Annotated in this window: 20 protein-coding genes; 13 read left to right on the top strand and 7 right to left on the bottom strand. The window is 40.1% G+C overall.

Translation table 11 applies throughout. The features are described from left to right. Window positions 1-12: 12 nt before the first annotated feature. From nuoI to KNQ97_RS14385, 9 genes are all read left to right on the top strand, one after another. On the top strand, window positions 13-555 hold the full coding sequence (nuoI, locus tag KNQ97_RS14425; protein ID WP_000276693.1) for an NADH-quinone oxidoreductase subunit NuoI: 543 nt from the start codon (window positions 13-15) through the stop codon (window positions 553-555). Beyond that, on the top strand, window positions 555-1,073 hold the full coding sequence (gene nuoJ, locus KNQ97_RS14420; RefSeq protein ID WP_014205902.1) for an NADH-quinone oxidoreductase subunit J: 519 nt from the start codon (window positions 555-557) through the stop codon (window positions 1,071-1,073). The genes nuoI and nuoJ overlap by 1 nt, the downstream gene beginning before the upstream one ends. Beyond that, window positions 1,073-1,381, top strand: coding sequence for an NADH-quinone oxidoreductase subunit NuoK (nuoK, locus tag KNQ97_RS14415; RefSeq protein ID WP_000529822.1), 309 nt, complete (start codon window positions 1,073-1,075; stop codon window positions 1,379-1,381). Before nuoJ ends, nuoK begins: the two co-directional genes overlap by 1 nt. Then, window positions 1,378-3,267 (top strand): NADH-quinone oxidoreductase subunit L, encoded by a 1,890-nt coding sequence (nuoL, locus tag KNQ97_RS14410; RefSeq protein ID WP_000121137.1) that lies wholly within the window; start codon window positions 1,378-1,380, stop codon window positions 3,265-3,267. The genes nuoK and nuoL overlap by 4 nt, the downstream gene beginning before the upstream one ends. A 1-nt stretch (window position 3,268) precedes the next feature. Next, a complete protein-coding gene (gene nuoM, locus KNQ97_RS14405) occupies window positions 3,269-4,867 on the top strand; it encodes an NADH-quinone oxidoreductase subunit M (RefSeq protein WP_000429844.1) in 1,599 nt (532 codons plus the stop codon). Window positions 4,868-4,869: 2 nt separating this feature from the next. Then, a complete protein-coding gene (nuoN, locus tag KNQ97_RS14400) occupies window positions 4,870-6,366 on the top strand; it encodes an NADH-quinone oxidoreductase subunit NuoN (RefSeq protein ID WP_001011955.1) in 1,497 nt (498 codons plus the stop codon). Window positions 6,367-6,466: 100 nt separating this feature from the next. Then, window positions 6,467-7,102, top strand: a complete 636-nt coding sequence (upp, locus tag KNQ97_RS14395; protein ID WP_001007343.1) for a uracil phosphoribosyltransferase — start codon at window positions 6,467-6,469, stop codon at window positions 7,100-7,102. A 116-nt stretch (window positions 7,103-7,218) separates the two neighbouring features. Next, entirely contained in the window at window positions 7,219-7,512 is a 294-nt protein-coding gene (locus tag KNQ97_RS14390) for a cold shock domain-containing protein (protein ID WP_031379448.1), read from the top strand. A 156-nt stretch (window positions 7,513-7,668) separates the two neighbouring features. Further along, window positions 7,669-8,124 carry an excalibur calcium-binding domain-containing protein gene (locus tag KNQ97_RS14385; protein ID WP_223153501.1) on the top strand — a complete coding sequence of 152 codons (456 nt, stop codon included), beginning with the start codon at window positions 7,669-7,671 and terminating at the stop codon, window positions 8,122-8,124. A gap of 11 nt (window positions 8,125-8,135) precedes the next feature. Here KNQ97_RS14385 and gigC read toward each other — a convergent pair whose 3' ends face one another. Beyond that, window positions 8,136-9,023: a LysR family transcriptional regulator GigC gene (gene gigC, locus KNQ97_RS14380; RefSeq protein WP_001242992.1), complete on the bottom strand. Its 888-nt coding sequence runs from the start codon at window positions 9,021-9,023 to the stop codon at window positions 8,136-8,138. 86 nt (window positions 9,024-9,109) lie between these two features. Here gigC and KNQ97_RS14375 point away from each other — a divergent pair, with 86 nt between their 5' ends. Then, window positions 9,110-9,871: a ferredoxin--NADP reductase gene (locus KNQ97_RS14375; protein ID WP_000021173.1), complete on the top strand. Its 762-nt coding sequence runs from the start codon at window positions 9,110-9,112 to the stop codon at window positions 9,869-9,871. Between the two features lie 47 nt (window positions 9,872-9,918). Here the strand turns inward: KNQ97_RS14375 and KNQ97_RS14370 are convergent, their stop codons facing one another. After that, window positions 9,919-10,338, bottom strand: coding sequence for a hypothetical protein (locus KNQ97_RS14370; RefSeq protein WP_002000170.1), 420 nt, complete (start codon window positions 10,336-10,338; stop codon window positions 9,919-9,921). 292 nt (window positions 10,339-10,630) lie between these two features. On the opposite strand from KNQ97_RS14370, the gene KNQ97_RS14365 reads away from it, so the two are divergent. The 3 genes from KNQ97_RS14365 to KNQ97_RS14355 all read left to right on the top strand — a co-directional run bounded on the left by KNQ97_RS14365 (window position 10,631) and on the right by KNQ97_RS14355 (window position 13,061). Beyond that, window positions 10,631-10,858: a hypothetical protein gene (locus tag KNQ97_RS14365; RefSeq protein WP_000543705.1), complete on the top strand. Its 228-nt coding sequence runs from the start codon at window positions 10,631-10,633 to the stop codon at window positions 10,856-10,858. Window positions 10,859-11,085: 227 nt separating this feature from the next. Next, window positions 11,086-12,762, top strand: coding sequence for a mechanosensitive ion channel (locus KNQ97_RS14360; RefSeq protein ID WP_001001666.1), 1,677 nt, complete (start codon window positions 11,086-11,088; stop codon window positions 12,760-12,762). A 128-nt stretch (window positions 12,763-12,890) separates the two neighbouring features. After that, window positions 12,891-13,061, top strand: coding sequence for a hypothetical protein (locus KNQ97_RS14355; protein ID WP_000742883.1), 171 nt, complete (start codon window positions 12,891-12,893; stop codon window positions 13,059-13,061). A gap of 12 nt (window positions 13,062-13,073) precedes the next feature. Here the strand turns inward: KNQ97_RS14355 and KNQ97_RS14350 are convergent, their stop codons facing one another. From KNQ97_RS14350 to KNQ97_RS14330, 5 genes are all read right to left on the bottom strand, one after another. Further along, a complete protein-coding gene (locus KNQ97_RS14350; RefSeq protein ID WP_118978405.1) occupies window positions 13,074-14,273 on the bottom strand; it encodes an NAD(P)/FAD-dependent oxidoreductase in 1,200 nt (399 codons plus the stop codon). 117 nt (window positions 14,274-14,390) lie between these two features. After that, window positions 14,391-15,272, bottom strand: a complete 882-nt coding sequence (locus KNQ97_RS14345; protein ID WP_253612385.1) for a 1-aminocyclopropane-1-carboxylate deaminase/D-cysteine desulfhydrase — start codon at window positions 15,270-15,272, stop codon at window positions 14,391-14,393. 64 nt (window positions 15,273-15,336) lie between these two features. After that, window positions 15,337-16,452: an HlyD family secretion protein gene (locus KNQ97_RS14340; protein ID WP_169031051.1), complete on the bottom strand. Its 1,116-nt coding sequence runs from the start codon at window positions 16,450-16,452 to the stop codon at window positions 15,337-15,339. A 40-nt stretch (window positions 16,453-16,492) separates the two neighbouring features. Next, a complete protein-coding gene (locus KNQ97_RS14335) occupies window positions 16,493-18,136 on the bottom strand; it encodes an MFS transporter (RefSeq protein ID WP_002133721.1) in 1,644 nt (547 codons plus the stop codon). Next, the gene (locus KNQ97_RS14330) at window positions 18,133-18,702 is read right to left on the bottom strand and encodes a TetR/AcrR family transcriptional regulator (RefSeq protein WP_038347163.1); all 570 of its coding nucleotides are present in this window, start codon (window positions 18,700-18,702) and stop codon (window positions 18,133-18,135) included. Before KNQ97_RS14330 ends, KNQ97_RS14335 begins: the two co-directional genes overlap by 4 nt. Between the last annotated feature and the right edge of the window lie 172 nt (window positions 18,703-18,874).

Genomic DNA, 18,874 nt, shown 5'->3' with positions numbered 1-18,874 from the left:
AGGGAGTACAAAATGTATAAAATTCTAGCTGGAGTTGGGTCAATCGTTCGGACGTTATTCATGGTATTTACCCATGGTTTCCGTAAACGTGACACAATTCTTTATCCAGAAGTACCAGCAGAGGAAATTGTACCACCTCGCTATCGTGGTCGTATTATCTTGACACGTGACCCAGATGGGGAAGAGCGTTGTGTGGCATGTAACCTTTGTGCGGTTGCATGTCCGGTTGGCTGTATTTCACTGCAAAAAGCTGAAAAAGAAGACGGACGTTGGTATCCGGAATTTTTCCGTATCAACTTCTCTCGTTGTATCTTCTGCGGTATGTGTGAAGAAGCATGTCCAACTACAGCGATTCAGCTCACACCAGACTTCGAGTTGGGCGAATACGTACGTCAAGACCTCGTATATGAGAAAGAAAACTTGCTCATTTCAGGTCCAGGTAAATACCCAGACTATAACTTCTACCGTGTAACTGGTATGGCAATTAACGGTAAAGAGAAAGGTCAAGCACAAAAAGAAAGTGCACCAATCGATGTACGGAGTCTATTACCATGATGTGGCCGTTTTATTTGATGGCGCTCGTGGCCATCGTTTCTACGGTTCGTGTAGTGACTAACACGAACCCTGTACATGCATTGCTTAGTCTGATTGTTTCATTGCTTGCTGTTGCTGGTATTTTCATGATCGTAGGTGCGCCGTTTGCCGGCGCCCTCGAAATCATTGTTTATGCTGGTGCGATTATGGTCTTGTTCGTATTCGTTGTGATGATGCTTAACTTAGGGCAACACACAGTTGAACAAGAGCGTAAATGGCTTTCTTCGGATGCTTGGGCATATCCAGCACTCATGAGCTTTTTACTTGGCTTACTTTTAGTTTGGATGCTTGGTGGCGAATATACAACCATCTCTGCACCACTTGGAGCACAAGTAATTGGACCAAAAGTTGTTGGTCAAGCGCTCTTTACACACTATTTATTGTTGGTTGAAGTTGCCGCGATGTTATTGCTAGCAGCCCTTGTTGCAGCATACCACTTAGGTAAACGTGAACCAGGTGCAGAAGAGGAAAAAGAATAATGGGCCAGATCCCTTTAGAACATGGTTTGATTGTTGCGACCATTCTTTTTGCACTCGGTTTTTACGGTGTAATGGTGCGACGCAACCTACTATTTATGTTAATGAGCCTTGAGATCATGATGAATGCTGCAGCGTTAGCATTCGTTCTTGCGGGTAGCGTATGGGCACAACCAGATGGACAAGTCATGTTCATTCTGATTTTAACCCTTGCTGCGGCAGAGGCGTGTATCGGTCTTGCGATTGTCCTTCAGTTCTATCATCGCTTCCATCATTTGGATGTGGATGCTGCTAGTGAGATGCGCGGATGAGTTATTTATATCTAACAGTATTATTTCCGCTAATCGGTTTTATTTTATTGGCGGCTGGGCGTGATAAGCTCTCTGAAAATGTTGCAGCAATTATTGGTGTAGGTTCTGTAGGTTTATCTGCATTATTTGCATTGATTGCTGGTATGGCATTTACCAGTAGCGGCCAGCAAGTTTTTGTTCAAAATCTTTGGACATGGTTCAATGTTGGTGGTTTCGCGCCTGGCATTAGCTTACATTTAGATGGCTTATCTTTACTCATGATGGGCATGATCACGGGTGTTGGTTTCCTAATCCACATCTTTGCATCATGGTACATGCGTGGTGAAGAAGGGTATGCGCGCTTCTTCTCTTATTTCAACCTGTTCGTTGCAAGCATGCTTTTGCTTGTGTTGGGTGACAACTTAGCGTTGTTATTCTTAGGTTGGGAAGGCGTAGGTCTATGCTCTTACTTGCTGATTGGTTTCTATTATGCAAATCCTGCAAATGGTTGGGCAGCGATCAAAGCATTTACAGTTACCCGTGTAGGTGATGTATTCTTACTTATCGCTTTATTCTTGCTTTACCAACAATTTGGTACGCTTAATACTCAGTACATCGTTGAACACGCAGCAGAAGTAATGACGAAGAGTTCGTCACTTACCATCTGGACTGCATTAATGTTGTTCTTGGGTGCTGCTGGTAAATCTGCACAAATTCCATTGCAAACATGGTTAGCAGATGCGATGGCAGGTCCTACACCTGTTTCTGCATTAATCCACGCAGCAACAATGGTAACAGCTGGTGTGTACTTGTGCTGTCGTCTATTCAGTGTATTTGAACTTGCGCCTGAAGTGATGCAATTCATTTCGGTAACAGGTGCTGTAACTTTATTAGTTGCAGGCTTTGCTGCTCTCGTACAAACAGACATCAAACGTATTTTGGCTTACTCAACTATGAGTCAGCTTGGTTATATGTTTATGGCTGTCGGTGCAGAAGCGTATCAAGCTGGCTTGTTCCACATGTTGGCTCACGCATTCTTCAAAGCATTATTATTCTTGTCTTCTGGTGCAGTTATTCTTGCTTACCATCACGAACAAAATATTTTCAAAATGGGTGGTTTGTTCTACAAAAACAAATTCCTATTTGCATGTTTTGCGATTGGTGGCGGTGCATTAGCAGCTATCCCATTCTTAACAATCGGCTTCTTCTCTAAAGACGCGATTCTCGGTGAGGTTTGGGTACAAGGTCAATCGATTGCTTTATATAACAGCTTATATTGGGCTGGTGTAGCAGGTGCATTCCTGACTTCAATCTATACCTTCCGTTTAATCTGGGTTGTATTCTTCGGTAAAGAAAATACACATTACCATGAGATTAAAGGTGCTACTTACTGGGCTCCATTAGGTATCTTGGCTGTATTGTCTACTTTTGTTGGTGCTGCATTAAAAGCTCCAGTAGCAAATATTTTGAATACAGCAAAAATTCCTGAATTCCATGTTGCTGAACAATTTGTTGAAGGCATGCATGGGGCAGAGCATTTAGCAGTAGGTATCGCGCTTGTTGGTTTAGCTGTTGGTATCGGTCTATTTGCATTTGCTTACGGTGCAGTAAAATCGTTTGCAAAAACAAGTCTTGGTGCTGGCTTAGCTCATATTTGTCGTACTGCATTTGGTTTTGATGCGTTGTATGACATCGTTTTTGTTAAACCTTATTTATTCTTCGCCAAACTATTTGGTCGTGATCCGATTGACAGCTTGTGGCTTGTTCTTCCTGCGCTTGTTAAAGGCGGAAACAGTTTCACAAGCTCACGTCAAACAGGTTCATTGCGTGAATACGCATCAAGCATGTCACTCGGTGTAGTGGTGTTATTGATGATCTTGATCGTTATTCAGGTAGTGGGGAAATAAAATGGAAAACAATTTAATTTTACCCGCGCTGATCCTTGTTCCGTTCATTGCAGGTTTTACTTGTTGGTTAGTCGATAAACTCGACAAAACTTTGCCACGCTGGATCGCCTTAATTGGTATGCTCATTACGTTGGGCTTAGGTCTTGCACTTTGGCAAAGTGGTACTTATAGCTACGAGTTAGGCTCAAAAGTCCCAACTTGGACAGCTGAGTTTTACTTACCGTGGATTCAATCTCTCGGTATTGGCATTCACCTAGCAGTGGATGGCTTGTCTTTACTCATGGTGTTATTAACAGCTTTACTTGGTGTACTTGCTGTTGGTTGTTCATGGGGTGAGATCCAAAAGAATGTTGGTTTCTTCCACTTAAACTTGTTATGGAGTTTAGGGGGTGTTATCGGCGTGTTCTTGGCAATTGATTTGTTCCTATTCTTCTTCTTCTGGGAGATGATGCTTGTACCAATCTACTTCTTGATTGCGTTATGGGGTCATAAGGGTTCAAACGGTCGTTCACGTGTTTACGCTGCAACCAAGTTCTTCTTATATACGCAAATCGCTGGTTTAGTAATGTTAATCGGTATCCTTGGCCTTGTGGTTTATGGTTACATGATGACTGGTATGATCGGTTTTGATTACAACTATTTATTAGCTGTAGCGAATCGTTTACCTGCTGGCTTCGCGTATGGTTTCATGATCTGCTTCTTTATTGGTTTTGCAGTGAAGTTACCAGTTTTCCCATTGCATGGCTGGTTACCGGATGCCCATGCTCAAGCACCTACAGCGGGTTCTGTAGACTTGGCTGGTATCTTGATTAAAACAGCAGCGTACGGTTTGCTTCGTTTTGTAATTCCATTCTTCCCGGCAGCTTCTGCACAGTTTGCAGATATTGCAATTATTTTCGGTTTGATTGGTATTTTCTACGGCGCGTGGTGTGCTTACCAGCAAACTGATATGAAACGTTTACTTGCGTATACGTCGATTTCACATATGGGCTTCGTTTTACTTGCTATTTATGCAGGTAATATTTTGACCTTCCAAGGTCTAATGATCATGATGTTGGCACATGGTTTGTCATCAGCTGCATTGTTCATTATGTCTGGTCAAATCTACGAGCGCTTACATACACGTGATTTACGTTTGATGGGTGGTCTTCGTGGTCAGCTCCAGTATTTACCGTTCTTCTTAATGTTCTTCGTCGCAGCTCTTGTTGGTGTGCCAGGTTTAGGTAACTTTATTGGTGAATTCCTGATTTTGATGGGTTCATTTAATAAATATCCTGTATTCACGATCATTGCTTCTATCAGCCTTGTATTTGCAGGTTTGTATGGTTTGATCTTGATTCACCGTGCTTTGTTTGGTGAACCAAACTCTGAACAAAAGCAACACTACACTAGTCCATTAAAAGACTTATCTGCTCGTGAAGTTAGTATTTTGATGATTTGTGCGATTGGTCTCGTTTGGCTTGGTATCTATCCACAAACATTCTTGGATGTATCTCATTCAAGCATGCAGTGGTTGGTCAATAGTTATGTACCAGTACAAGAAGTCGTTGAAACTGTTCAGCAAACAGCTACTCAACTTGACCATGTGGAGATCCAATAATCATGAACTTCACAGTATCATTTTCTACGCTTATGCCTTTAGCACCGGTGATGATTGTTGCTTTGACAGCAGTCGTCGTCATGCTGTTAATTTCAATTAAGCGTAACCATAATTTAATCGCAACAACCTCTGTTGTCGGTTTAAACCTTGCTGCACTTTATATCTTGTTAGAATTATTTGGCGGCAAATTTGTGCCGGCAAATGTGATGGGCATGTTTATGGTTGATCCATTTACCATGTTCTATCAATTCATGATTTTAGTTGCATCATTGGCTTGCTGTACTTTGTCTCATGCATATATTGAGACTTATAAAGACAACCGCGAAGAACTCTATCTTCTGTTACTTGCTTCTGTAGCAGGTGCAATGTTGATGGTTGCAAGTTCACATTATGCATCATTCTTCATTAGCCTTGAGTTAATGTCGATTCCTGTATACGGCTTACTTGCTTATACATATCAACGTAGTCAGTCGCTTGAAGCAGGGATTAAGTACCTTGTACTTTCTGCGACAGCCTCTGCAATGTTGTTGATGGGTATGGCGTATATCTACGCTTACACTGGTTCGCTTTCATTCTATGATTCTGTACAAGCTTTATTTGGCGCAATCAAACAGCCAATGGTGTTATTAGGTTTAGCACTCATTATTTTTGCTGTTGCATTCAAATTGTCGCTTGCACCGTTCCATAAATGGACACCAGATGTATATGCAGGTGCGCCGGCTCCAATGGCAACGTTCTTGGCGACTGCAGCTAAAGTTGCAACAATTGGTTTGTTCGTACGTTATTTGCTTGCTTCTGGCGCAATCATGGTGAACTCACTAGTGACTGTTTTGACAATCATTGCCGTATTGTCAATTTTAGTCGGTAACTTGCTTGCTGTTCGTCAGGTCAACTTAAAGCGTATTTTGGGTTATTCATCTATTGCTCACTTTGGTTATTTGTTAATTGCTTTAATCAGCATGACATATGCAAGCTTGGGCAGCGTAACTGTGTATGTGGTGACTTATGTATTAACGACTATTGGTGCTTTTGGTGCAGTAGCGTTAATGTCTAGCCCATATAACAACGTAGATGAAGCGCAAAGCCTTGCAGACTACCGTGGTTTGTTCTGGCGCCGTCCAGTACTTACAGCAACATTAACAGTCATGATGTTATCTTTGGCTGGTATTCCATTAACAGCAGGCTTCATTGGTAAGTTCTTGGTTGTTATGGCTGCTGTAACAACTCAACACTGGTTCTTAGCTGCAATGATTATTGTGGGTAGTGGTATTGGTTTGTATTATTACTTACGTGTGATGGTTGTTATGTATATGACTCCACCTGAAACTCCTCGTATTGATGCTGATGCACATTGGGGACAAAAAGTGGGTGGTTTAATGGTATTGGCTGCTGCTGCATTAGTTATTATTTTGGGTGTTTATCCAGATCCAATGATTAATTTGGCATTAAAAGCAGAAATTTTATCTCCATTACATTTCATGCTTTCACAGCAACAATAATTCTTGTGTACAAAAAAGCCTCCAAATATGGAGGCTTTTTTTTATTGATAGTTAAAAAAAGATTATAATAAATACGTTTTTATATTTTTAGGTAACATCTGTGGCCATTCAAGAAATTCGTCACCCACTTATTCGTCATAAATTAGGTTTATTACGTCGTGCTGACATCAGTACCAAGAATTTCCGTGAGCTTGCTCAGGAAGTGACTATGTTATTGACATATGAAGCGACGAAAGACTTACCAGTTGTGGATTGTGAGATTGAAGGTTGGGCTGGCAATGTTACTACTCAGCGTATCGCGGGTAAAAAAATAACGATTGTACCGATTTTGCGTGCAGGTATCGGTATGCTTGATGGTGTGCTTAACCTAATTCCAAGTGCAAAAGTAAGTGTGTTAGGGCTTGAGCGTGATGAAGCAACTCTAGAAGTACGTACTTACTATAAAAAGTTAGTTCCTGATGTCGCTAACCGTATTGCCATGATCATTGATCCAATGTTGGCAACAGGTAATTCTTTAGTTGCTGCTATTGATGTATTAAAGGCAAGTGGATGTAAAGATATCCGTGTTATGGTGTTAGTTGCAGCACCTGAAGGAATCGCGAAAGTAGAGGCAGCACATCCTGATATTCAGCTTTATACTGCATCTATTGACAATGGCTTAAATGAACATGGTTATATTGTTCCAGGTTTAGGCGATGCTGGTGACAAGATTTTTGGTAGTGTTCAAAAAGACTAATTTTTGAAATAACGATAAAAAGAGACTTCATTAAGCCGTATAACTTTTAAGAGCGGAAATGAAAGTCTCTTTTTATTTACTACAGTAATTGCATTGGGAAATTAGGGTGAAAAATTATGAAGCAAGAGTTTTATACGGGAAGGATAAAACAATATAACGCCGATAAAGGGTTTGGTTTTATTTCGACGACTGAAGGAGATATTTTCTTTCATATTTCTGATTTTCCTGCATTCGAAGGTGAACCGAAAAGAAATGAAAAAGTGAGATTTCTTGCTGCAGATAATCGAGGAAAGTTTAAAGCAATTAAAATTGAGCGTATCGATCCTAATCCTGCGAAGACTAAGAAAACTAAAATTGCTGATCACAATAAAGCGATCACAAGTGAGCTATTGTCTAATTTCCGACGTTAATAATGAATTAAATGTTGCCGATGGAAGTACCTAAGTAATGTATTAGACAACTACTTCGCTAGCACTTAGAAAGTTTAAATGATTTAGAATTAAGGGAGATATAATTTTCCCTTAATTTTCTTAAGAATGAATAATAAGATTAAAAAATGGGGAAGTATGATTCAACGGGAAAAAATTAAACGCAGCAGATTCAAGCTGAGTTCAAGTGAATACATCAGTATATTTATCGTTAGTATCTTGGTTATAGTTGCATGTGTGAGTTTTATGGTATTGCACTATCGTCAGCAGGCTCAGCAACGTGCATCACACGAAAAAGTGCAATTATTAATACAACAACAGAAGACGATTATTGAAGCACAGCGTGCAGCTTTGGGTAAATTACCGGATGTTCAGCTTTCTGAAAAAACGAAAAAGGCTTTAGCACTTACATCAGAAAAAGTTCCAGAACGGGTAAATGATGAAACATCAGCTTTTCAGTGTGATGGTCGTGAGTACTGTACGCAAATGCATTCTTTAGAAGAGGCACGTTGGTTTGTACGAAATTGCCCGAACACTAAAATGGATGGTGATCGTGACGGTGAGCCATGTGAAAATGACTCACGATGGCATTAGAAAATCAGGCTTTAAGCCTGATCTTCATCGCAAAATTTTAAAAATGCTTTAAGGCCCGGACCTTGATATTTTTGGCGGTGCACTAGCATATAAAGAGGGCGGGTAAGTTGCCAAAATGGGGTATCTAAAATAACAAGTTGACCTTTTTCACTTAAAGGTTCAATCGCTAACTTTGAAATACACGACATTCCTAAACCACCAGCCACTATTTTTAAGATCGCTTCGTTATGTCCAAGCGTCAAACGAATGTTTGCATCTGGTAAATCTTGCAAAATTGCATTATCAAAGACTTCACGAGTACCTGAACCTTCTTCACGTAATATCCATTCTACGTCATGAAAATCTTGAGGGGTAAGTGGGCGATTTAAACGTGTTAACGGGTGGTCAGGTGAGCAGCACACTGCTAGCTCATCGTCACGCCAGTGAATACATTGGAGTTGAGGTAAGTGACAAGACCCTTCAATTAAAGCTAAATCAAGCTGAAACTGATTTACAGCTTCAATCATTTGGCGTGTGTTACCAACTTGAAGTTGTAAATGTGCTTGTGGATGACGTTGTAAGAAGTTAGCCATTAAATCTGGCATGAGATAATCACTGATGGTTAAAGTAGCCCCGATACGAAGGTCAATACTCTGTAACTCACCCTTGGCTGCTTGTTCAAAGGCTTCACAGCGGCCTAAAATTTCTAATGCTTGGGGAAGCAGAAAACGTCCAAGATCATTTAGCTGCAAGCGCTTACCTAAACGATCAAATAAAGGAGCACCTAAGCCGTCTTCTAAATCGGCTAAAGCCATACTTGCTGCACTTTGCGTCAGTCTGACCGCATCACTGGCTTTAGTAACGGTTCCTTCTTGGGCGACTGCTACAAAAACAGCCAACTGGCGTAATGTCATCCGCATGTTTAAAAAGCCTTAACGTTTAAAAGTATTCATTATTTCGGCTGTCATGCTAACATGAGCGCACTATTTCATGCCACGTTGAAATCATGTCAATTGAAAAATTTAGCGTAGAAAAAGTTTTATCTGTTCACCGTTGGACCCCAACACTTTTCAGTTTTACCATGACGCGTCCTTCGCATTTTAAATTTACGGCAGGGCAATTTGCGCGTATTGGTTTAAAGGTAGGAGATGAGCTGGTTGTCCGTGCGTATTCGGTGGTGTCTTCTCCATTTGATGAAACGCTAGAGTTTTTCTCAATTGTAGTACCAGACGGTGCCTTCACTTCGAATCTACAGCATTTGAAAGTCGGTGATGAGCTTTATTTAGAAAAAATTCCATATGGTTACCTGACGTTGGCACGCTATCAACAGCCTTTACCGCATGATCTGTGGTTACTGGCAACAGGTACAGGCTTGGCTCCATTTTTGTCGATGCTACAAGACTTTGAAACTTGGTCTAATTACCAGAAAATTAACTTGGTCTACAGTGTTCGTACTGCGGCTGAGCTGGCTTATGTTGACCGTATTCAAGAGATTGCTGAAACGTTTGGGGAAGGGCATAGCGGTTTTAAATTTATTCCTATTATTACCCGAGATCCATCTGCACCGTTACATGAACGCTTACCCGTGTTAATCGAAAATGGTGAGCTAGAAAAAGTAGCAGGCTTAGAACTCAGCCCAGCATCAAGTCATGTCATGCTTTGTGGAAACCCACAAATGGTTGATGATACGAAAGAGGCTCTAAAACGCCGTGGTCTCACAATGAATCGTCGTGGTGAAGGAAATATTGCGGTAGAAAATTACTGGTAGAAACAGGAAGTAAAATATTTTAAGAAAATTTTTTATAGATATGTTTATTAATGGACAAACATATCCATAAACTCACGGATCTCTGCAATCGCACTGTCGACATCTGTTGAAAGCCATGTTGGTTCAAATAATCCCGCATAGTGTTCAAGGCGGTCTTGAGGAACAACTAGGCGAACAGGACAATCTTCTTCGAGTAAACGCCACGGTAAAATTGGAACTTCATTGTCCAGAAATACATTGATATTACGAATATCAACAATCATCGCATTAATGCATTCAGGAAATGGCATGACCGAGAACTCTTCGGTGCGGCGACGGAAATATTCAAGATCACCCCATTTGAGTTCATAACTTGGTTTATTAAATTCAATAATACCAATGAGATGGTCATCTCTTGTCTGATGCAAATAACATTGATGTGTGACGTCAGTGTCGAGATCAAGAGTTACGCTTTGCTGACGATACATCATAAAATTGAGTAGCTTTAAAACAAGGGGGCTTATTATAGCCTATTTTATAAAAAGTAAGGGCTAAAACATATTGTATTACAAATCGGACTTTAGCGAAGATTCTGAATATCGAGAAGTTAGATTCTAAAACGTTATAATTAAAGTGGCTAAATTTTATACTAAATTAATATTTTTAAAAGTAGAGTTTTGCAACCGTAGACACCTTCTCATAATGCTTTTTCACACAATGCAACAAATCAAATTGTTATGATGAATATAAAGTTAATGATAATAGAAGAGGGGAAAGAAGATGCATGATTTTTCAAAACCGCCTCATGTGACGAGTCCGGAAGAGACTGCAAAAAAAAGAAGATTGCCAGTTTATATTTTAATTATTGTTGGGCTTTTTCTTCTCGCACTTGTGGTTTATATGGTTGCTGATCACAGCAAAACGCCAAAAGAGGAAGCCGCTTTTCAACATGAGACCATACCACAAGTCATTAGTGGTACTTCTGATTTGAAGACCTATGAAGGGTAATAAGCTAACCAGTATATCGTGATAAAAAGCCTTTAGGATGTGACCTGAAGGCTTTTTTTGCAATCTTTTGCATCAATTTGTTGTATTTATGCAGAAGGTTGTTGATTGAAAAATATTCAAAACATAAGGTGACATAGACCGCATTTATCGTCATTTTTTACAACGAACTGGTGTTTTTCATTTAGTGATAACACTGAAAAGAACATAACAATTGAGGACATAACAATATGAATGAATTTTTTAATGGGCCTCGCGGCGCTCAGTTTGATGCGATGTATTACTGGGATCAGTTTCATCCTATTTTAGCTGCAATTGTCATCTTACTGGTAGGCTGGATCATCGCTTTATTGGTGGCGGCAGGTGTAAAAAAACTTCTGCAAAAAGTAAATACCAATGCGAAATTATCTTCAGCGACTGGACGTACACCCAATATAGAAGGTCTGATCTCCAAAGTCGTATTCTGGTTTATTCTGATTCTCGCCGTTGTTGCTGCTTTAAATGTGCTCAACATTAGTGGAGTGAGTGGTCCATTTAGCAACATGGTTAATCAGGTACTCGTCTATATACCAAATATCATTGCTGCTGTAGTGGTGGGCTTTATTGGCTGGATCGTTGCTCGATTGGTGCGGGCGGGGGTGACCAATGTTTTATCCCGAACTCAACTTGATGATAAGTTAAGCAGCGAAGTGGGTGTAGGGGGAATTAGCCAGAATATTGGTGAAATTCTTTACTGGCTTGTATTGTTACTTTTCCTTCCGATTGTTCTTTCAATCTTAGGATTAACAGGCTTACTGATTCCAGTTCAAAATATGGTAAATGATGCTGTAGCATTCTTACCAAATATCTTTATTGCTGGCGTTATCGTTTTTGTTGGTTATATATTGGCAAAAATTGTACGCGGTATTGTTGAAGGATTAATTAATAGCTTAGGTGTGCAATCTCAAGCGGAAAAAATTGGTCTTTTCAAAAATTCAAATGTAGGCAAATTCTTAGGTTCATTTGTTTTTGCCATCATTATTATTACGACATTGATTGTAGCATTTGAAGCTTTAGGTATTGAGACTATTTCTCAGCCAGCAACAGCAATGCTCAATGAAATTTTACAAGCTATTCCAAACATTATTGCTGCTGGTTTAATTTTACTGGTTGCTTATATTGTTTCACGTTTTGTTGGTCGCTTGGTTGCCGAGTTAATTGCAGGAACTGGTGTTGATGAAATTCCTGCAAAATTAGATGTACAACGCTTTTTAGGTCAAACTAAAGTTTCTAATGCCGTTGGTTGGCTAATCGTGTTCTTTACCATGTTGTTTGCAGTTTCTGAAGCTGCTGACCGTCTTGGTTTCGATCAGATTAGTGGTCTAATCGCAATGTTTATCCATTTCGGTGCAAACATTCTATTGGGCGCTGTAATCTTGGTGATTGGTTTCTGGCTTGCAAATGTTGTGGCGAATGTTGTTCAACGCGGTGAATATAATAGTTCGCGTTGGTTAGGTAGTTTGGTTCGTGTCTTGATTATTGGTTTAGTCCTTGCACTTGGTTTAAGAGCGATGGGTATTGCCGATTCGATCGTAAACCTTGCGTTCGGCTTAACGCTAGGCGCAGTTGCAGTTGCTTTCGCTCTTGCATTTGGTTTGGGTGGTCGTCAACCAGCAGAAAGACTTTTATCTGATTTACTGGATAAAGCTAAGAAAGAGGCAAATCAACCAAATCCTTTATATCAACCGCCTACTACTAATAATACAACAGGTAGTTCGTCTACGGCTTCAACTCCGTCAACGACTACAACTGCACCATCAACAACAGTTTCATCTGATGCAAAACCAGCTGATTCTGCACAAGTAAATCCATCACAACCACCAGTAAATAAACCGTTTGGTTCTACTGGCGAAAATGATGAAATTTAGTAGGTGTAACTAATTTTCAGATAAACAGTACAAAAAATCTTTGATTTTTGTGATAAGTTCGACCACTCTATATTGAGTGGTCGTTCTGTCTTTGACAGCTATAAAAACAAATAAGTGAGGAAAATACGATGAAAAAACCTGGTCGTTTTTTAGCACCTGTTGTAATTGCTGGGATTACCGTTGGTTTTTTAGCAAGTGCTTATAAATTTGTATTTAGTAAATCCGAATCATCAAAACAGACAACAAGCCATAAGCATGATTCTGAAAAATCATCCAATGATTCGAAAGCATCAAATTAGCTTATTCATCATTTAAACATATTGTGCAGCTGCATAAGCCGAAGACCAAGCCCATTGGAAGTTATAGCCTCCTAAGTGGCCAGTCACATCAAGTACTTCTCCAATAAAGAATAGTCCTTTCTGCTTTTTGCTTTCGAGTGTTTTAGATGAAACTTCAGTTGTATCAATTCCACCTAAGGTAACTTCGGCAGTACGATATCCCTCTGTGCCTGATGGTTTAACGGTAAAACCATGTAGCTGCTCGGCAATATGCTCTAGCTGTGCATCACTGATATTACCAATGGCTGTCTCGCTTTGCTCTGGCCATATAAGTTGTTGTAACTCTTGTACAATACTTTTTGCCGTAAATTCGTTCAGAAGAGTACGCAGAAAAACTTTAGGTTGGGCTTTCTTTTTATCTTTTAAATAAGTTGCTAAATCTTGGCTCGGGAAAAAGTCGATTTTAAAACTTTCACCTGTATTCCAATAGTTTGAAAGCTGTAATGAACTTGGACCACTCAAACCACGATGCGTAAATAATAATGCCTCAGTAAAGCTATTTTTTTGGTTGCTTAACGTGACATCTAAAGCGTTACCACTCAAGCGTGTGGTGACTTCTTTAATATGATCCGAAAAAGTAAATGGTACTAAACCTGCACGGGTTGGGAAAACTGTATGTCCAAATTTTTGTGCCAATTCATAGCCAAAACCAGAGCCACCTAAAGTTGGGATGGATAATCCACCTGTAGCAACCACTAATGATTCACAGCTAAAACGGCCCTGATTTGTGTGTACTGAAAAACCACCTTGTTCTAATGGATCGACTTGTCCAACCTCACAATGGGTCTGGATTTCGACATTGTTTGTTTTATTACACTCACTTACCAACATCTCTAAAATTTCTTTAGCACCGTTTAGCGTAAATAATTGCCCGTGTTTACGTTCTTCATAGGCAATTCCATAATCACAGACCAGACCAATAAAGTCCCAGTTGCTATAGCGTGACAGGGCAGAAATAACAAAGTGCGGATTATGAGAAATATAGTTTTCAGGTTCTACATAGAGGTTGGTAAAGTTACATTTCCCACCGCCTGACATTAAAATCTTTTTACCAATTTTATTGGCTTTTTCTAAAATTAAGACCGAACGTCCCCGTTTAGCAGCATGTGCAGCCAACATGAGTCCAGAAGCACCTGCACCTAAGACAATGACATCGACATGACTGTTAGACATAAGAAGTTCTCGATTAGTCGTAAAAATTAAAAAGGGGCATATACTATCATGCCAGCACTTACTCATGCTAAGGACATTTATACAGGTAAGGGATAAGGCCTTCTAAAAGCGGGTGAGTCATGTGTGAGGTCTATTTCTAATATCGGCTTGTAAACCACCGGAATGAATTGCCAAAATGCGTGTATTCGCTGGAAAATAATTGTTTTTTATAAGATCAAACAGACCAAACATCATCTTTCCCGTATAGATCGGTTCAAGTGGTACGGCATGCTGCTCTTCAAAATTTTCTATAAATGCCAATAGCTCGGGTGAGGTTTTTGCATATCCGCCACAGCAGTATGCATCTGTCAGAGACCAATTTTGTTTTTGGGTCCACTGCTGAACTTCTTGTTGTAAAAAGTCGCCTTTTAAAGCCGAAAATCCTAGAACCTTTTGATGAGGGGTGCTTCGTTCAATGAGCCCTGAAATCGTTCCACCAGTTCCGACCGCACAGCAAATGACATCATATTGCTCTAAGTCATATTGGCTCAGGATTTCCTGACAACCTTGAACTGCCAGTTCATTGGTTCCACCTTCGGGAATGATATAGGTCTGCGGAAATTGTTGCTGTAATTGTTGATGGTAATTTGCATCATCTCGTAAGCGATATTCATGGCGAGAGACAAAATGTAGCTGCATTCCTAAACTTTGAGCTTTTGCCAAGGTGGGATTAAGTGGTTTACTAGCTAACTCTTCACCACGAATAATTCCTATACTTTTTAAACCAAAAAGATGAGCTGCATAAGCTGTTGCAGCAATATGATTTGAGTAAGCCCCACCAAAAGTCAAAATGCTTGATAAACCTTGTTCTTTTGCGGCAAGCAAAGTGTATTTTAATTTGAAAAACTTATTACCCGAAATTTGAGGATGAACTAAATCTAAACGTTTAATGTCGAGATGAACAGGAAAGGATAGTTCAATGTGCTGATAGGAGATAGGTTGGGCAATGTGATCAAACATTAGAAATTGAGAAAAATAATGATTGATCACATTGTAGCTTTTTAAAGAGGTTTTTAAAAAGCTATTAAGAGCTTGTGTCGACAGAAGTAATCACTGACATACCAGGGCGTAAGTGTTCCATTCCTTCCTGATTTGGGTCAATGGTAATACGCACGGCAATCCGTTGAACGACTTTGGTAAAGTTTCCTGTTGCATTATCCGGTTTTAGTACACTGAACTCGGAACCCGCGGCCGGAGAGATTTGTTCAACATGACCTGTAAATTTTTTATGTTTCATTGCATCGACTGTAAACCACGCTTTTTGTCCAATTCGCATATTGGCAATTTGGGTTTCTTTAAAGTTGGCAATCACCCAAGTTTGCTGTGGAATCAGATAGAGTAACTGTGATCCTGCGGCCACATATTGCCCAACACGAGGGTTTACTTCACCAAGTTGTCCATCCATTGGAGCAACAATAACACTATAGTCTTTGGTGGTTTGTGCTTGATCTAACTGTGCTTTAGCACTGGAAACTTGTGCTTCTAAGCCAGCTTCTGCGACTTGAGCTGTTTTAAGTGCTTCTTTGGCAACTAGAACATTGGCCTCCGCCTGTTTAAGGGCTGCAAGATTATTTTCGGCATCAGCAGCGGCTTTATCTTGCTCAGATTTAGAAGCTGCTCCACTATTCCCTAGCTGTTGATAGCGTCTAAGCTGTGCTAAAGAAAGTTCATATTGAGCCTTAACTTGTTCTACTTTAGCCTGCGCAGCCACAATATCTGCTTGTTTTTGAGCAATTGACTGAGTTTGATTGGCTAAAGTATTTTTGGCCTGTTCTACTCCCGAAGCCGCTTGTGCTACTTTTTGGTCATAAGTGGTGGCATCAATATGCATTAATACTTGACCCTTTTTAACATGGTCAAAGTCTTTCACTAATACATCTTTAACGTAGCCATTAATTTGCGACGATAAAATGGTAGTTTTACCTTTGACATAACTATTGTCAGTTTGCTGCACACTCGTGGCAAAAGGCCCAATTCTCCATGCCCACAAAATTACTAAAATACCGATAATAAGCACACCCAACATCCATAATAGGGTTGAGCGTTTTGTCGGAATCAGTTTACTTGCAGGTGCAGGCGTTGGCTCATTATTAGATGTTTGAGCAGGTGTTTGTTCCGGTTTATTTTGATCATCTGACATATATCAATCTCAATTTCTATTTCATCAATAACAAAAGCCGTTAAGGGCGGCTAATTCCTCTGCGTTGTAGGTATTTACTACGTGCAATATTAAATCCGCCCCATAAGAGTAAGGCGACGGCAAAAATACCGTTTAATGCAATCACATCATTGTAGGCACGGACCTGAGCTTCACGAGTAACCACTTGATTAAGTGAGCGCATAGACTGAGTTGTTTGTAATGCGGGATCATTTGTTGTGATGGCTGCACTACGTTGATAGGTAGAAAGCCTTTGAGCAACTAATGGGTCGGCTTGTTCCAAATCTTTAATAATCTCGACTTGATAGTTTTGTGTACGATGTTGTTGATAGGTCGAGAAAAAAGATGAGCCGACAAGGCCACCAAATGTTTGGGTTGCAGAGAATAAGACAATAAAAGTCACTACATACGAAGGACCTTTAGCCAAAGTTTGTGCAAATCCAATCAACAATAAAGGACCGATAAACAGGCCGCCGGCAAAGCCTACTAAAAACTGGCTTGCAAAGAAGTTTGAAGGCCGTACATCGCTCGTAAGGTGATAATCTAGTCCACAGGCAATGAGAATCAAAAACTCTGCAAAAAGTAAGTGAAAAATAATTCGTTCACGCGAGAAAGTAAGCGCACTAAATAGAGTTCCGCTTAAAATCCCCACCAATATGACCACATAGAGTGGAACAAATTGGTCTGGACCCATTCCCATAGTTTTTAGGAAGTTAACGGCTGCATAGCTCTGTTCTGACATTAAAAGACGAATGGCAAAAGCACCAAAGATAAAGCGTAGGGTTGAGGAGGCGCCTAACCAACGTGTCATAATTAATGGATTGGCACGATAATGTTCATAGAGCAAACCTAAAACAACTAAGCTAAAACCTGCAATTAATACATAAGCAAGCCATTCACTGTTAAACCACCACAAGATTGGGCCTTGTGTCAGCACAATACATAGACATGCAAAACCTGGCGCCAGTAAAGCAAAGGTGAAGAAATCCTGTTTTTCGAAAACATAGATTCGTAAGCTACGTGGTAATTTCAAAGAAACCACCATCGCTAAACAACAAAGTGCTAAGCCGAGTTCAAAGGTGTAAAGAACAGACCAACTATCTGTGCTCACAAGAAAAGGCGAAATAATCCAGGCGAGCGGTACACCTAACTGCTGAAAACCAAAGGCAATATATATACCTTTTGCCATGTCGGCTTTTTTAAAAGCTTGCATGGTGTAATACATACCTAAAGAGCTGAGTGGTGCACCAGCTAAACCTGCCACAACCCGAGCGAACAAGGCCATTTCATAGGTATGCACAAAAATGTGCAAAACCAGCACGGCAATAAAAATAACAAGTCCTATTTCTGAAAAGACTCTCAGACCATATTGTTGCCTAGCTTTAAACAAAATCAGATTCGAACTGACATTCGCCATTACATAAGCAGCAGGAAGCCAAGCGGCTTCAGAAGGCGTCAGGCCATACTCACCTTGAATTAAGGGTAAATTTGCCGTAATGAAACCATTACTTAAGCTTGCTGAAATAGCGACAAACAGACCAATAAAAAAATAAAGAAATCGCTTAGGTATAGAATGCGCAATCGCTGCCGGTGAACCAGGTAAAGTCGGTTGTTCTTCTGGTGTCCAGTCAGGTGGCGTTTCTAAATAACGAGGCGTTTTACTCATTCTATCCCTCGAATTTTTTGTACTTGAATACCATGAAATAGTAATTCAATTGCTCGTTTCGCTAAGCGGGTTTGTTCTTCAGGTTCATGTCCTTGAAATGAAGAACCCAACATTGCTGTGAACATTGCATAGTCATCAGCAGTTAGATCAGCTCGGCACAGTTTTTGTTCTATTGCATTTTCAATCAGTGGCTTAAGTGCATTATTCCGCCGTTCATAAATTTTTAGCATAATTGGATCTTGTCGATCAATCACTCTCCAAAAATCTTGCAAAATTGCGAGCTTGGGAAGTTGTGCAATATGTCCTTCAATTAAACGAAATAAACCATCTTCGAATTGTTGAAAATGAGCAGCTTTTTGCTCTAGCTGTGTAATCGCACGCTCTAAAAGGGCGCTAATTAAAGCCTTGCGGTCACAAAAGTTGCGGTAGAACGTCGCTCTACCTACACGTGCATGATCAATCACGACTTGTAGGGGGACATTAATACCATGAATACGAAAGCATTCTTCGGCTGCATTGAGTAATTCATCCCGATTCTGGGCTGCAATTTTTTGACGTTTACTCATGTCACTGATTTGGGAGGTTTAAAGATGATATATTTAACGGACATTTTTGTCCGTTGTGAATAGCTAAATTGTAAAAACATGAAAATTCAATTTTTATAATTTATCTCTTTTCCATTTTTATATGTGTCATAAAAAGCTGCTAGAATATCGCGCAATTGCATGATGCTAGGTC

Source organism: Acinetobacter sp. UC24323, assembly GCF_024151445.1.
In the GTDB taxonomy this organism is placed as follows: Bacteria; Pseudomonadota; Gammaproteobacteria; order Pseudomonadales; family Moraxellaceae; genus Acinetobacter; species Acinetobacter baumannii.
This window is presented reverse-complemented; position numbering and strand designations above follow the sequence as displayed.

What these genes read in the sequence shown, in the direction of transcription:
- nuoI (WP_000276693.1), top strand. Translation starts at nt 13, where the DNA reads ATGTATAAAATTCTAGCTGGAGTTGGGTCAATCGTTCGGACGTTATTC.
- nuoJ (WP_014205902.1), top strand. Translation starts at nt 555, where the DNA reads ATGTGGCCGTTTTATTTGATGGCGCTCGTGGCCATCGTTTCTACGGTT.
- nuoK (WP_000529822.1), top strand. Translation starts at nt 1,073, where the DNA reads ATGGGCCAGATCCCTTTAGAACATGGTTTGATTGTTGCGACCATTCTT.
- nuoL (WP_000121137.1), top strand. Translation starts at nt 1,378, where the DNA reads ATGAGTTATTTATATCTAACAGTATTATTTCCGCTAATCGGTTTTATT.
- nuoM (WP_000429844.1), top strand. Translation starts at nt 3,269, where the DNA reads ATGGAAAACAATTTAATTTTACCCGCGCTGATCCTTGTTCCGTTCATT.
- nuoN (WP_001011955.1), top strand. Translation starts at nt 4,870, where the DNA reads ATGAACTTCACAGTATCATTTTCTACGCTTATGCCTTTAGCACCGGTG.
- KNQ97_RS14390 (WP_031379448.1), top strand. Translation starts at nt 7,219, where the DNA reads ATGAAGCAAGAGTTTTATACGGGAAGGATAAAACAATATAACGCCGAT.
- KNQ97_RS14385 (WP_223153501.1), top strand. Translation starts at nt 7,669, where the DNA reads ATGATTCAACGGGAAAAAATTAAACGCAGCAGATTCAAGCTGAGTTCA.
- gigC (WP_001242992.1), bottom strand. Translation starts at nt 9,023, where the DNA reads ATGCGGATGACATTACGCCAGTTGGCTGTTTTTGTAGCAGTCGCCCAA.
- KNQ97_RS14375 (WP_000021173.1), top strand. Translation starts at nt 9,110, where the DNA reads ATGTCAATTGAAAAATTTAGCGTAGAAAAAGTTTTATCTGTTCACCGT.
- KNQ97_RS14370 (WP_002000170.1), bottom strand. Translation starts at nt 10,338, where the DNA reads ATGTATCGTCAGCAAAGCGTAACTCTTGATCTCGACACTGACGTCACA.
- KNQ97_RS14365 (WP_000543705.1), top strand. Translation starts at nt 10,631, where the DNA reads ATGCATGATTTTTCAAAACCGCCTCATGTGACGAGTCCGGAAGAGACT.
- KNQ97_RS14360 (WP_001001666.1), top strand. Translation starts at nt 11,086, where the DNA reads ATGAATGAATTTTTTAATGGGCCTCGCGGCGCTCAGTTTGATGCGATG.
- KNQ97_RS14355 (WP_000742883.1), top strand. Translation starts at nt 12,891, where the DNA reads ATGAAAAAACCTGGTCGTTTTTTAGCACCTGTTGTAATTGCTGGGATT.
- KNQ97_RS14350 (WP_118978405.1), bottom strand. Translation starts at nt 14,273, where the DNA reads ATGTCTAACAGTCATGTCGATGTCATTGTCTTAGGTGCAGGTGCTTCT.
- KNQ97_RS14345 (WP_253612385.1), bottom strand. Translation starts at nt 15,272, where the DNA reads ATGTTTGATCACATTGCCCAACCTATCTCCTATCAGCACATTGAACTA.
- KNQ97_RS14340 (WP_169031051.1), bottom strand. Translation starts at nt 16,452, where the DNA reads ATGTCAGATGATCAAAATAAACCGGAACAAACACCTGCTCAAACATCT.
- KNQ97_RS14335 (WP_002133721.1), bottom strand. Translation starts at nt 18,136, where the DNA reads ATGAGTAAAACGCCTCGTTATTTAGAAACGCCACCTGACTGGACACCA.
- KNQ97_RS14330 (WP_038347163.1), bottom strand. Translation starts at nt 18,702, where the DNA reads ATGAGTAAACGTCAAAAAATTGCAGCCCAGAATCGGGATGAATTACTC.